Raw genomic sequence first — 13,037 nt, forward strand, 5'->3', positions numbered from 1 at the left:
CCAGGAACAATAAAGTGTGGTCCAGGGCCTGCTTTTTATTGATTCAATCTATCCCGCTGGGCAGGATAAGAAGGGCTTTGCATTCAACGAGAACTGAACCGGGATCGACAAAAACAGAGCCACTACCATGAAGAAGAAACTCCCGCCATTGAACTGGCTCAGAGCATTCGAAGCGACCGCACGGCATTTGAGTTTTACCCATGCCGCCGTCGAGCTCCATCTCACCCAGGCCGCGATCAGCCAACAGGTTAAAGGTCTGGAGTCGCAGTTGGGGATGCCATTGTTCAAGCGGCTTCCCCGCGGGCTCGAGCTGACCGACGCCGGCAAGGGGTATCTTCCGGTGGTTCACGAATGCATTCGGCGACTGGCGACCGCGACCGATGAGATCTTTGGCCAGGGCAAGGCGAGGTTATTGACGGTACGCGCAAATCTTGTGTTTCTCACAAACTGGCTGGCTCCACGATTCCACCGGTTCCGCGAGCGCTATCCGGACATTGGTGTCCGGTTTACCAGTAATATCTGGCTGGATGATGGTGGCAAGGAAGCCGATATGGAGATCCGCTACGGCAAGGGGCAATGGCCCGGTCTGGCATCGGACCGACTGAGCTGGGATGAATTGTTTCCGGTCTGCAGCCCAAAGCTGACAAGCCATCAGGAGCTACCGAACAGGCCTGACCAGTTGTCCGACCACACGTTGCTTCACGTCATCGGGTATGAGGAAGGCTGGGGATATTGGCTGGATCAGATCGGTTTCACCCATGTCAAATCCCGCTATGAACTGCAGTTCGACACCCTGATCTCCGCACTGGAAATGGCACGGCAGGGCGAGGGTATTGCCTTGGGCAGAACGTCCCTGGTCAAGGACATGATGGCCAAACAAGAGCTGGTTTCACTGTTCGAATTCCGGGTACCAACCTCGGAGGCATTCTACCTGGTTCGCCCCGAGTACAAGTATCTCCACCCTCATGCCGAGATTTTCCGCGCCTGGATTGTTGAGGAGGCCTGGCAGGAACGTGAAGATGTCCAGCATATGGCCTGAACTCTGTCTTGCTGGCGAGTTCCGCCCCTATTGTGACGGCGTTTCTGAAGGGCCGTCACTGTCCAGAAGCACCCATTCCAGGAAAACCCGCTTTGCGGGGCTCACATCTTCCGGGTGAGCATCGACAACGCCATATCCGCTGGTTGTGCCCAGCCTCAGTTGGTCTAGCCCTACCAGCATGCGGCGCTCCAGGAGATCGTCAATCAGCCCCCGCCAGCCCAAGGCAACCCCTTGCCCGGCGATGGCCGCCTGGACCAGTAGCGGATAGTTGTTGAATGTGAGTTCCGAGTGCGCCAGTGGCGGTGGCGCTCCCAGGCTCTCGAAATAGCCTGGCCAGTCCAGCCAGCGTTGTCCCTGATCGGCGGTCAGTGTCAGCAGCGGCACCTCTCGCAAGCGTGCCAGATCGTCGATGGGACCGTACTGGCTCAGGAAGCCCGGCCCGCATACCGGCAAAACCTCCTCGTTGAGCAGGCGGGGAATGCCTTCCAACTCACGCTGGTCACCAAAAACAATGGCGACATCGGCTCCCTGCTTTCGCCAGTCGAAGACGCCCTGGTTGGTCATAATCCGGACATCGATGTGGGGGTGTTGTTTGCGAAAGTCCGGTAGCCTGGGTAGCAGCCAGTAGGTGGCCAGAGAGAAGTCCGTAAGAATATTCAGCTGTGGGTTGCGATGATGCTGCTGTAGCCGAGCAATCGTTTTCTCGATGGTGGCAAACCCCTCCTGGACGCTCGCAAACAGAGCCTGCCCTGGTTCGGTCAACTGTACGCCCCGATAGACCCGATCGAACAGTTTCAACCCTAGCTGCTCTTCCAGCGCCCGTACCTGTTGGCTGACGGCTGACTGTGTTGAACGCAGTTCTCTGGCCGAGGCAGTGAAGTTCAGGTGGCGGGCCGCCGACTCGAAGACCCGCAAACCGTTGGGCGATATATGTTTGCTCGTCAGTGACATTAGTTCACCTAATACCATCCATTAAAAAACAACGAGTTTACAGACTTTAAGATTAGCGGAGAATATGACGACATCTAAAGCAATCAACTCGTTCAACGCCAGGAGCTTTTTAATGGCGGACAAGCAGCCGAACATCCTGTTTCTCATGGCGGATCAGATCGCCGCAACGTCACTGCCCTTCTATGGCCACAAAGTGGTCAAGACGCCCAACCTGTCGCGACTGGCGGAGGAAGGCATGGTCTTCGACTCGGCCTACTGCAACAGCCCCCTCTGTGCGCCGTCGCGTATGACGTTGATGGCCGGCCAGTTGCCGTCGCGGATCGGTGGTTTCGATAACGCCTCCGAGTTGTCCGCCGATACGCCAACCTTTGCTCACTACCTGCGCGATGCCGGTTACCTCACCGCCCTCTCCGGCAAGATGCACTTCTGTGGCCCCGACCAGCTCCACGGCTTCGAGCAGCGCCTGACCAGCGACATCTACCCTGCCGACTTCGGCTGGCATGTCGATTGGGACAACCCCGAGAAGCGTCCGAGTTACTACCACAATATGTCGTCGGTCACCCAGGCGGGGCCCTGCGTGCGCTCCAACCAGCTCGATTTCGATGACGAGGTGACCTTCCACGCCCAGCGCTTTCTCTATGACTATGCGCGCAGCGATCGGGAGCGTCCGTTCAGCCTCACGGTTTCGCTGACCCATCCGCACGATCCCTACACCATTCCCCGGGAGTACTGGGATCGCTACGACCATGACGAGATCGACATGCCCAGGGTGCCCTATGCCCGGGAACTGATGGACCCCCACTCCCAGCGCCTGCGTTACGTCTACCAATGCGACGAGGGCACCATTAACGACGAGCAGATACGCAACGCGCGCCGTGCCTATTACGGGGCCATCAGCTACGTCGACGATCAGCTCGGTAAGGTACTGGAAGCGCTTAAGGAGAGCGGGCTGGACGAGAACACCATCATTGTCTTTTCCGGCGACCACGGCGACATGCTCGGTGAGCGGGGCCTCTGGTACAAGATGAGCTGGTTCGAGGGCTCCGCCCGCGTGCCGATGATCGTCCATGCACCGGGCCGGTTTGCGGCCGGCCGGGTCCGCCAGTCGGTATCCACCATGGACCTGCTACCAACCTTCGCTGAGTGGGCCAACGGTGGCAAGGCACCGGACTACGCGGTGCCCGTGGACGGCCGCAGCCTGAACCCCCACCTGACCGGCCAGGATGGCCATGACGAGGTGATCGGCGAATACTGCGGCGAAGGCGCCATCGCCCCGCTATTGATGATCCGCCGGGGGCGCTACAAGTTTGTTCATTCAACGCCGGACCCCGACCAGTTGTTCGATCTCGAGGCCGACCCTCTGGAACTGAGCAACCTGGCCACGGAACCTGACTATCAGGAGCTGCGCGATCAGTTCCGTGACGAAGTTGCCCAGCGCTGGGATACCGCGAAGTTTCACCAGGCGGTGCTGGACAGCCAGCGCCGTCGCAAGCTGGTCGCCCGTGCCAACATGAAGGGCCAGGTCACGCCCTGGGACCATCAGCCGCGATTCGACGCCAGCACCCAGTACATGCGAAACACCATCGATCTCGATGACCTTGAGGCACGAGCCCGCTTCCCGAAAGCAACCGTCACATCCTGATGACGAGGGCGTGCTTGTAGTTTTTCAGGGCACGCCCATAATGATCAGGCTGCTGATTTATATGAAAGAGTTTCCTATATTCCATGTTATGGATAAGAAGGACAAATAACTCATGAGCACCCCAACTGAATCTTCGCCCCCCGATTACACCAGCGACATGAAAACGGACTACAAGGTCGGCCAGGACAACATTGAGGGAAAGCTGGGGCCCATCGGCTTCGATATCCACAACCGGGTCTTCGTTATATCGGCACTCGCGTCCGTGGTTTTCATCGTGCTCACCCTGCTGTTCCCGGAGAGAGCGGGTAGTATCTTCCAGTCCATTGTCAGCTTTTCAACAGGCACTCTGGACTGGTATTTCATGATCGTGGTGAATATTTTCGTCCTGTTCTCTCTGGCACTGGTTGTGCTGCCCTACGGGGCGGTCAGACTGGGCGGGCCCGACGCCCGACCGGAGTATAGCTACCTGTCCTGGTTCGCCATGCTGTTCACCGCAGGTATCGGTATCGGGCTGCTTTTCTTCAGTGTTCTGGAGCCGGTCTACCACGCCAATGTGTCCTTGCCCCTGAGCGTCTTGTCTCCGTTTGCTGATGGTGCCCTGAACCCGGATGCCATCCCGGAAGCCAGCGCCCTGGGCCTGGCCGGCACCTTTCTTCACTGGGGCATCCACGGCTGGGCTGTCTATGTGGTCATGGCGTTGGCGCTTGCGCTGTTCACCTATAACAAGGGGCTGCCCTTTTCCATTCGCTCGGTGTTCTTTCCGGTTCTTGGAGACCGCGTCTGGGGCTGGTGGGGAGATGTGATCGACATCCTTGCCGTGTTTTCCACCCTGTTCGGGCTTGCCACGGCACTCGGGCTCGGGGCACAGCAGGCCAATGCAGGGATGAACTTTGTCTTCGACCTGGCCGTTACCACCACGACACAAGTCATCGTGATCCTGCTGGTAACGGCCGTGGCACTGGTATCGGTGTGGCGCGGGCTCGATGGGGGCCTGAAGAAGCTCTCCGAGTTCAACATGATTCTGGCGGTGGTGTTCTTCTTTTTTGTCCTGTTCGCCGGGCCCACCCTCATAGGTTTGAACGGGTTCTGGACAGGGTTGGTGACGTATGTGAAAGAGCTGATCCCCATGTCGGCCCCTTTTGGTCGTGACGATGACGCCTACCGCCAGAGCTGGACTGTTTTCTACTGGGCCTGGTGGATCAGTTGGGCACCTTTCGTGGGTATGTTCATTGCTCGGGTGTCACGGGGACGTACGGTCAGGGAATTCGTGATCTGCGTGCTACTGATTCCCAGCCTGTTCATTTTTATCTGGATGGGCATCTTCGGCGGTATTGCACTGGATCAGCTCTATGCCGACCCCGGCAACAGCCTGGTCAAGGCCTATGTCATCGACGACTACCGCCCCGAGCTATCGGTATTCGGCATGCTGAATGAACTGCCGCTGCCCGGTGTCAGCTCTATTTTCGCCATCGTTCTGGCTTTGATCTTCTTCGTCACCTCCTCAGATTCCGGCTCCCTGGTGATTGATACCATCACGGCCGGTGGCAAGGTGGATGCTCCGCGCCCCCAGCGTATGTTCTGGGCAACGGTGGAAGGATTGATTGCGATCGTGCTGCTTCTCGGTGGCGGACTCTCGGCACTTCAGGCCGGGGTGACCGCCACAGCGATTCCATTCTCCATTGTGATGCTGGTAATGTGCTACACAATTATCAAGGCCCTTAACGGAGAGCTTCGACGGATACGCACCTGAAGGTTACACTTTGCCAATCGGAGCTGTTATGAGGGGGTCCCCAAGCAAAATGCTCTTCAGGCTCTTTCCTTTCCTGAAGTGGGCCAGACCCACAAAACAGCAGACCCAGGCAGATGCCATTGCCGGCATAACGGTTGGGCTGGTATTGATCCCCCAGGCTCTGGCCTATGCCCAACTGGCAGGCATGCCTCCCGTTACTGGTCTTTATGCGGCCCTGCTGCCCGGCATTGTCGGGGCACTGTTCGGCTCTTCGTCGTTACTTTCGGTTGGCCCTGTCGCGTTGACCAGTCTGTTGACCTTTGCGGCGCTACAGCCTTTGGCCGAGGCCGGGTCACCACAATGGGTCGCTATGGCGATATGGCTCGCCCTCTATTCCGGGCTCATGCAGTTTCTTATGGGCGCGTTCCGCATGGGCATCCTCGCCAACCTCGTCTCGAATGCCGTTGTTCAGGGTTTTGTGAATGCCGCCGCAGTCATCATAATTGCTTCGCAGTTGCCCTCCTTGCTGGGCTTCGGTACGGGCGCCGAAGAGAGCTGGCTATCCACAATCCGGCATGAATGGCAACAAGGCTCCTTCCGGCTAATGGTAACCGCCGGATTCGGGCTTGGTGGCGTTGCGGCCCTGTTCTTACTCGGGAAATTCTCGGCGCGCCTGCCGGCTGTGATGGTCGTGACATTGATTGGGATTGCCGGCAGTTACCTGCTGGGATTCGGGGACCTCGGTGGTTCCGTCATTGGGCCTATCGGTAGCGGCCTCCCCGGGCTTTCGCTGCCTTTGACGCTTTCCGTCGATCAGCACCTGGCCCTCCTCCTGCCCGCGGTTATCATCGCCCTGATCAGCTTTACCGAAGCGATGTCCAGTTGTCGCACCATGTCGCGAGTGACCGGAGTGCCCTGGGACCGGAATCAGGAGTTAATCGGTCAGGGACTGGCAAAAATGGCCAGCGGCTTCAGCGGCGCCTTTCCGGTCAGTGGTTCCTTCTCCCGCACGGCGCTGAATGCCTACAGCGGCGCGAAAACCGCACGAGCCACCCTCATAGCCTCGCTGATTGTGCTGATCTCCCTGTTTGGCTTTACCCAGGTCCTGTATCACCTGCCAACAGCGATTCTCGCCGCCATTATCATCGTGCCAGTCACCCGGCTGATTGATGTCCGATCCCTTACCAGGTTATGCCGCGAAAACCCCAAGGATGGCGCCGTAGCCCTTGTCACCCTAATTGTGACACTGCTTACCGTGCCAAACCTTTACTGGGGAATACTGGCGGGAATGGCAGCTTCCCTACTCGCCTTTCTTTATCACCACGCCATGCCACGAATCATTGAGCTGGGCGTCCACGAAACGGGTGGGTTTCGTGATAGAAACCTTTACCAACTGCCGCCCATTGCCGAGGGGATTCTCGGCCTGCGCATGGACGCATCCCTGACCTATCTGACAGCACCGATGCTGGAGCGCTCTATTCGCAAAAAAGTGGATGCCGATCCGAACGTACGGGCAGTGTTAATTTCTGCCTCCTCTCTGAATCAGGTCGACTCTACCGGCCTGGATACGCTTCAGGATATCTGGTCCTTCCTGGATGCAAGGGGCATTACCCTTTACCTGTCCGGCCCCAAGCTTCCACTGAGGGAGGCCCTTTCACGGACAGGGCTGGCCCAGTTGATCAAAGAGGAGAACATTTTTGCGACCGACGCGAAGGCCATTGAGGCCTTGAAGTAGTCTGTCAACCCCGATTTAAGTTATTTACCCAGAGGCCGTTACCCTCCGTACGCATGGACACAAGCTCGCCATCCCTGCGTGATCAATCACCGTTTTAAGATACCGACAAAACAAGGAGTGTCCGTGTCTATTCGCAACCTGTTCATCGTGTCCGTTTCCGGACTTCTGATCCTGATCACGGTCCTGGTCAGCCTGCTCATCGCCGTCAACACGCAGAACGAAATCACGGCTGAAGTACGGGAGCGCCAGAGCGACTTGAGGGATGAAATTGACAGCATGCTGTCGATTACCGACGACCTGATGTCAAAGCGCGTGCAAAACTCTCTTGATTTGCTGACCGAGAGAGGCAAACGGTTGGGGCCTGCCAGCGTCCAGGGCACGGAAACCGTTGCGGGCGCCAATACGCCAGCGCTGTACCTGGGTGACACCCTCATTAACAACAATTTTGAGCTGGTCGACAATCTCACGAACATCATGGGAGGAACCGCGACCCTGTTTGTTCGTGACGGGCAGGAATTCACCCGGGTCACCACCAATGTGAAAAAAGCCGATGGCTCCCGGGCAATCGGTACCAAGCTGAACATGAACGGCGCCGCCGGCAAGGCCATCAGCCGTGGAGAGGCCTATTTCGGGCAGGTGGATATTCTTGGCAATCCCTTCCTCACCGCGTACAGCCCCATCTACAACAGTGCGAGGGACATCATTGGTATCTGGTACGTTGGTTACTCCGCCGACCTCAACGAGCTGCAAGAGGCGATCACCTCAGCACGCCTGCTCAAGGAGGGGTTCGTCGGACTCCTGGACGATCAGGACAGGTTGCGGATGCACTCCGATGTCATCAGCACCGAACAACTGGAGCAGCTTCTTCAGGCCGACACCGAAGAAGGGTGGCACCTTGAGCGGTCTGAGTTCCAACCCTGGGGCTACCAGATTGTTACCGGATACTCGAAGGATGAAGTGTCAGGAATGGCGAGAAGTGAAACGCTGGCCGCTATCCCGATCGCGGTTATCGGTGGGCTGATCCTCATCGCCTGCCTCAGCGCTCTCGCCCAGTTCGTGGTCGTCCGGCCGTTAAACAAGATGATTTCGACGATCCGGGGCATTGCAGAAGGGGAAGGCGACCTGACGGTCAGATTCAACTCAACAGCCAGCAATGAACTTGGGCAAATGGCGCAGGGATTCGATCAACTGCTTGATCGGTTGCAGGCCACCATATCGGAAACCAAGAATTCCTCGACAAGTCTTCTGGCAGCTTCCGGAGAGCTCAAAACGATCGCGTCCGATTCGGCCACTGTCGTGTCCGACCAGACCGAGGAGACCGAGCAGGTCGCAACAGCGATGAACGAGATGACGGCAACAGCGCAAACGGTTGCCGAGAGCGCCTCGCGTGCGGAGAGCATTGCCAAAGAAGCAGACCAGCTTGCCGGTGACGGTCAACAACTCATCGAGAAAACGACTGGCACAATTGCACGGCAGCTCGACAACAACCAGAAATCGGTGCAAACCAGCGCTTCCCTGAAAGAAGCTTCTGAAAACATTGGCAGCATCCTCTCGGTCATCGAGAACATCTCAGGGCAAACCAACCTTCTTGCGCTGAACGCTGCGATCGAAGCTGCGAGGGCCGGCGAACATGGCCGGGGCTTTGCGGTGGTTTCTGAAGAAGTCAGGAAACTCGCCAGCCGTACCCAGGAATCCGTGAAGGAAATCCAGGATCAGATTCAGCACCTGCAGGACGGGGTCAGCAGCGTTACTGACGTCATTAGTGTCGGCAGCAGACTCGCCTCTGAGACCAATGACATGATTCAGGAAACCGGTGTCGCTATCGAGACGCTGCGCGCCAGTGTTCGTGCTATCCGGGACACAAACATAGAGATGGCCAGTGCGGCGGAAGAACAAAGTCAGGTCTCTGAAGACATCAACCAGCGGCTGGAGCATATCCGACAGATGGCAGCCAGCAGTCAACAGAACGCAGCTTCAACCAATGACTCTGCCGAAGCACTGAGGGCGCTGGCCGATCAACTCCAGGCTCGGCTGGAGCACTATAAAACCTGACGAGAACAGGCACTGGAGCGGCTCGTACTGAAGCGCCTGGCAGATTCGGCTGCTCAGGCGTAAAGCGACTCGATCACGTCCGTGTACTTTTCATAGATTTTGCTGCGGCGCACCTTCATGGTGGCGGTCACCTCATCGTCGTCATGGTCGAGCTCCTTGGTGAGCAGGTGGAAACGTTTGATCTGCGCCACCTGGGGTAGTTGCTCATTGCCTCTGCTCACTTCAGCCTCAATCAGCTCGTGCACCTGCTCCTGTTCAGTCAGGCTACGGAAGGTGGTGTAGGCTATTCGTTCCTGCTCAGCCCATTTGGCCACGGTATCGTAATCAATCTGGATCAGGGCGGAGATGTACTTCCGCGCCTCGCCAATCACGATGCATTCCTTGATATAGGGGCTGGCCTTGATGGTGTTCTCAATCTCGGTGGGTGAGAGGTTCTTGCCCCCGGCTGTGATCATGATGTCCTTCAGGCGGTCAACAATCTTAAGCTGGCCGTCCCGCCATTCACCAACATCCCCGGTGTGAAGCCAACCGTCCTTGAGGGTTGAAGCCGTCGCCTCATCGTTCTTGTAATAGCCTTTGAACATACTGCCACCACGCATGACGATTTCGTTGTGCTCACCGAGTTTGACCTCGACGCCGGAAATGGCGACGCCAACCGTTCCAAGATGCACGTTATCCACCCGTTGGGCGGTCGCAACGCCGGTGCTTTCTGTCTGGCCGTAGACTTCCACCAGGGGAATGCCGATGGTGCGGAAGAACTCGAGAATACCGGTGGAAATAGGTGCGGCTCCGGTCAGCGCAATGGTGCACCGGCGCAGGCCGATAAAGTTCTGCAATGCCCGGAGCACCAGAAAATAACTGAGGCCGTACAGGCATTTTTCTTTCAGGCTCCACTGTGCCCGGGGCTTGGTGGCCATGGGGGAGCAGACCCGGATTGCCCAACTAAACAGCGCCTGCCGGACCCGGCCGGTTTCCTGGATTTTGATGTAGATGGAGGAATGCAACTTCTCCCAGATCCTCGGCACTCCAAGGAAAAAGGTCGGGGCAATTTCCCGCAGGTCTTCCTGGATTGTCCGCAGGCTTTCGCCAAAGCTGACGGTACTGCCGACATATATCGGTGCAATGTTGGTGAAGGCCTGCTCGGCCACGTGGCACAGCGGCAGGTAGGACAGGCTCGATCCATGCTCATCGGCCTGCAGCAATTCGATCAGCCCGGGCGCCGCCGCATGGAGATTGCCCCAGGTAACCATTGCTCCCTTCGGTCGCCCGGTAGAGCCGGAGGTGTAGATCATCAGGGCCGTGTCGTCCATGCGTTGACTGTCCAGTAGCTCGTCCACCAGTCCGGGATGATCCATCTCATATTTCATTCCCCGGGCTTCGATTTCCTCGAACGCCGACGGTGGCTCCGCATAATAACGCAGCCCCTTCATATCAATGGCAATGTTGTGCTTGAGTCTCGGCAGTTTGGGCCAGGCTTCCAGCACCTTGTCGGTCTGCTCCTGGTCCTCGCACACCACAAACGCCGTATCACTGTGCTCGAGGACGTAGGCCACCTCATTCCAGGGGCTGGTCGGGTAAACGCCCACACAGATACCCCGGACCATCCCGATGCCCATCTGGGCAATCACCCACTCCACCCGGTTTTCCGAAATAATAGCCACATGCTCGCCCTCTTCCAGGCCCAGGGCGCGCAGCCCCAGCCCGAAATGCCGCGCACGCTCGTAGTAATCCTGCCAGGAATAGGCTTGCCAGATACCAAAGTCTTTTTGCCGCAACGCCAACCCCTCGGGCCGCTCTTTGGCATGGGCCCGCAGCATTTGCGTCAGGGTCAGATCGGGTATGGAAGGTGTTGTCATGAAAGCCACCGTTTACGGCGTTTGTAATGCTTGATATCGCGATAACTGCGGGCCTCACCTCCGGCGCCGCCAACGCCCAGGTAGAATTCCTGCACGTCCTCGTTGGCCGTCAGCTTATCGGCCGGGCCGTCTATCACGATCTTGCCGTTTTCCATGATGTAGCCATAGCTGGCAATTGCGAGAGAAACCGCGGCATTCTGTTCCACCAGCAAAATGGCAGTGCCCTGCTCCCGGTTGATGCGGGCAACAATGGTGAAGATTTCCTCCACCAGCAACGGTGCCAGGCCCAGCGACGGCTCATCCAGCATGATCAGGCCAGGCTGGGCAATCAGGGCCCGGCCAAGGGCCAGCATTTGCTGCTCCCCACCAGACAGGTATCCCGCCAGCTGTTTGCGGCGCTCTTTCAGCCGTGGAAAGTAGTTGTAGACCAGCTCGTAACTGTCGCTCAGGGAGGGTTTGTGGCCGCTGAGCGCGTAGGTCGCGGCGATCAGGTTCTCTTCCACCGTCAGGTCTTCAAACACACGCCGACCCTCCATGACATGGAACAACCCGTTGCGCACCAGTTTCTCGGGCGGTGTGCCCTTTACATTCCTGCCCCGGAACCGGACTTCCCCGGCTGTCACTTCGCCGTCTTCCAGGGTCAGCAGGCCGGAAACACTTTTCAATGTCGTGGATTTACCGGCGCCATTGGAGCCGAGGAGCGCCACAATGGCGCCCTCCGGCACCCGCAGTGACAGGCCCCGGAGGACCTGCACCGACTTGTTGTAAACCACCTCGATATTATCGATTTCCAGTAAGGCTTCCATACAGCCCCTCAGTCGAGGTGGATCCAGTCCGACACCGGCTCGTAACGGCCCGCCTCGGCATTCACCCGCCAGATGCGACCAACCGGGAACGACATGTCCTTCACCGTCACCGGAATACCGATGATGCCGCCGGTGTCCCAGTCCTCAATGGAGGCCAGTGAGGCGGCCATATTGTCAGCTGTGAGTTCTTTCCCGGCATCGAGGGTACGCTTGACCACTTCAGTCCACACCATGGCATTGAACCAGGCCTGCATGTATCCGGTGGGTCGGTAGCCGGCCTCCGGGTCGCTCTTCTCGGCCTGGGCACGAAGGGCATCCAGCATCGGCCCGCTTTCCTCACTGTCGTAGTAGTTGTAGGGCATCACGCCCATGTAGCCGTCGGCGTCTGCGCCCATTTTGTCGATGATCAGCTTGTCCGAGGACCAGAAGGTGCCCATGAACTGGGTGTCCAGGCCCATCTGACGCATCTGCACCATGAACTCGTTGATTGGCGACAGCACATAGCCGTGGAACACCACGAAATCCGGGCGAACGCGGCGTAGCTTCAGGACTTCCGCCGATACATCCACACTGCCGGGCTTGGTAACAATGTCCTCAACCACCTCAATGCCCAGCTCGGCGGCCCGGGCCTTGCCATTTTCGATCGGGTCCTTGCCGAACTCGGTATCGCTGTAGACGAAGGCAACTGTTGGCATCTCGCCATCCTTACCCTGGTCTGCGATGTACTCCAGGATGATTCCGAACATCTGGCTGTAGCTGGGTCCCGGAATGAACTGATAGGGATATTGCTCGTTATCGGTCAGTGCCGTGGCGAAGGACGCACCACTCATCAGGGTATCGCCCTGGCTGTTCAGCTCCGAGGCGATGGTTTTCATGAAGCCGGTACTGTCACCGTAGTAGGTGGCCGGCGAATGACTGCCGGAAATCTTCTTGAAGGCGGCCACCGAACGGTCCACTTCATAGGCGGTGTCTTCCATCACATATTGAACCGGGCGACCATTGATCCCGCCCTGGCTGTTGATCCAGTCGGTATAGTCGGTCAGACCGGCGTGGATGTGAATGCCGGCAAACGCAAACACACCGGACAGTGGTATCGAGCCACCGAACACGATGGGCTCCTTGTCCTGGGCCATGGCCGGAGCGGCCAGGGTTAACGCTGCCACCAGGCTGCCAAGCCCGGCGAGCCGGCGCCCTTTTTTGAGGATGTTTCTGAACATGTTTGTTCTC

9 protein-coding genes are annotated in these 13,037 nt (G+C 58.0%); 5 read left to right on the top strand and 4 right to left on the bottom strand.

The annotated features are described in order from the left end of the window. Positions 1-127: 127 nt before the first annotated feature. Positions 128-1,039, top strand: coding sequence for a transcriptional regulator GcvA (gcvA, locus tag NLU14_RS07555; protein ID WP_275705599.1), 912 nt, complete (start codon positions 128-130; stop codon positions 1,037-1,039). A 27-nt stretch (positions 1,040-1,066) separates the two neighbouring features. Here gcvA and NLU14_RS07560 read toward each other — a convergent pair whose 3' ends face one another. Further along, on the bottom strand, positions 1,067-1,990 hold the full coding sequence (locus tag NLU14_RS07560) for a LysR substrate-binding domain-containing protein (RefSeq protein WP_275705600.1): 924 nt from the start codon (positions 1,988-1,990) through the stop codon (positions 1,067-1,069). A gap of 112 nt (positions 1,991-2,102) precedes the next feature. Between NLU14_RS07560 and betC the strand changes: the two genes are divergently transcribed. The 4 genes from betC to NLU14_RS07580 all read left to right on the top strand — a co-directional run bounded on the left by betC (position 2,103) and on the right by NLU14_RS07580 (position 9,148). Then, the gene (gene betC / locus NLU14_RS07565; protein WP_275705601.1) at positions 2,103-3,632 is read left to right on the top strand and encodes a choline-sulfatase; all 1,530 of its coding nucleotides are present in this window, start codon (positions 2,103-2,105) and stop codon (positions 3,630-3,632) included. A 112-nt stretch (positions 3,633-3,744) separates the two neighbouring features. Beyond that, positions 3,745-5,382, top strand: coding sequence for a BCCT family transporter (locus tag NLU14_RS07570; protein ID WP_275705603.1), 1,638 nt, complete (start codon positions 3,745-3,747; stop codon positions 5,380-5,382). A 28-nt stretch (positions 5,383-5,410) separates the two neighbouring features. Then, positions 5,411-7,096 carry a SulP family inorganic anion transporter gene (locus tag NLU14_RS07575; RefSeq protein WP_275705605.1) on the top strand — a complete coding sequence of 562 codons (1,686 nt, stop codon included), beginning with the start codon at positions 5,411-5,413 and terminating at the stop codon, positions 7,094-7,096. A gap of 123 nt (positions 7,097-7,219) precedes the next feature. After that, positions 7,220-9,148 (top strand): methyl-accepting chemotaxis protein, encoded by a 1,929-nt coding sequence (locus tag NLU14_RS07580; protein WP_275705606.1) that lies wholly within the window; start codon positions 7,220-7,222, stop codon positions 9,146-9,148. Positions 9,149-9,201: 53 nt separating this feature from the next. On the opposite strand, the gene NLU14_RS07585 is transcribed toward NLU14_RS07580, so the two are convergent. From NLU14_RS07585 to NLU14_RS07595, 3 genes are read right to left on the bottom strand one after another with little or no spacing between them, the layout of a single operon-like run. Then, entirely contained in the window at positions 9,202-11,004 is a 1,803-nt protein-coding gene (locus NLU14_RS07585; protein ID WP_275705608.1) for an AMP-dependent synthetase/ligase, read from the bottom strand. Beyond that, positions 11,001-11,810, bottom strand: a complete 810-nt coding sequence (locus NLU14_RS07590; RefSeq protein ID WP_275705609.1) for an ABC transporter ATP-binding protein — start codon at positions 11,808-11,810, stop codon at positions 11,001-11,003. Before NLU14_RS07590 ends, NLU14_RS07585 begins: the two co-directional genes overlap by 4 nt. Before the next feature lie 8 nt (positions 11,811-11,818). Further along, on the bottom strand, positions 11,819-13,027 hold the full coding sequence (locus tag NLU14_RS07595) for an ABC transporter substrate-binding protein (protein WP_275705610.1): 1,209 nt from the start codon (positions 13,025-13,027) through the stop codon (positions 11,819-11,821). Positions 13,028-13,037 lie beyond the last annotated feature (10 nt).

This window comes from Marinobacter iranensis, from assembly GCF_029207565.1.
In the GTDB taxonomy this organism is placed as follows: Bacteria; Pseudomonadota; Gammaproteobacteria; order Pseudomonadales; family Oleiphilaceae; genus Marinobacter; species Marinobacter iranensis.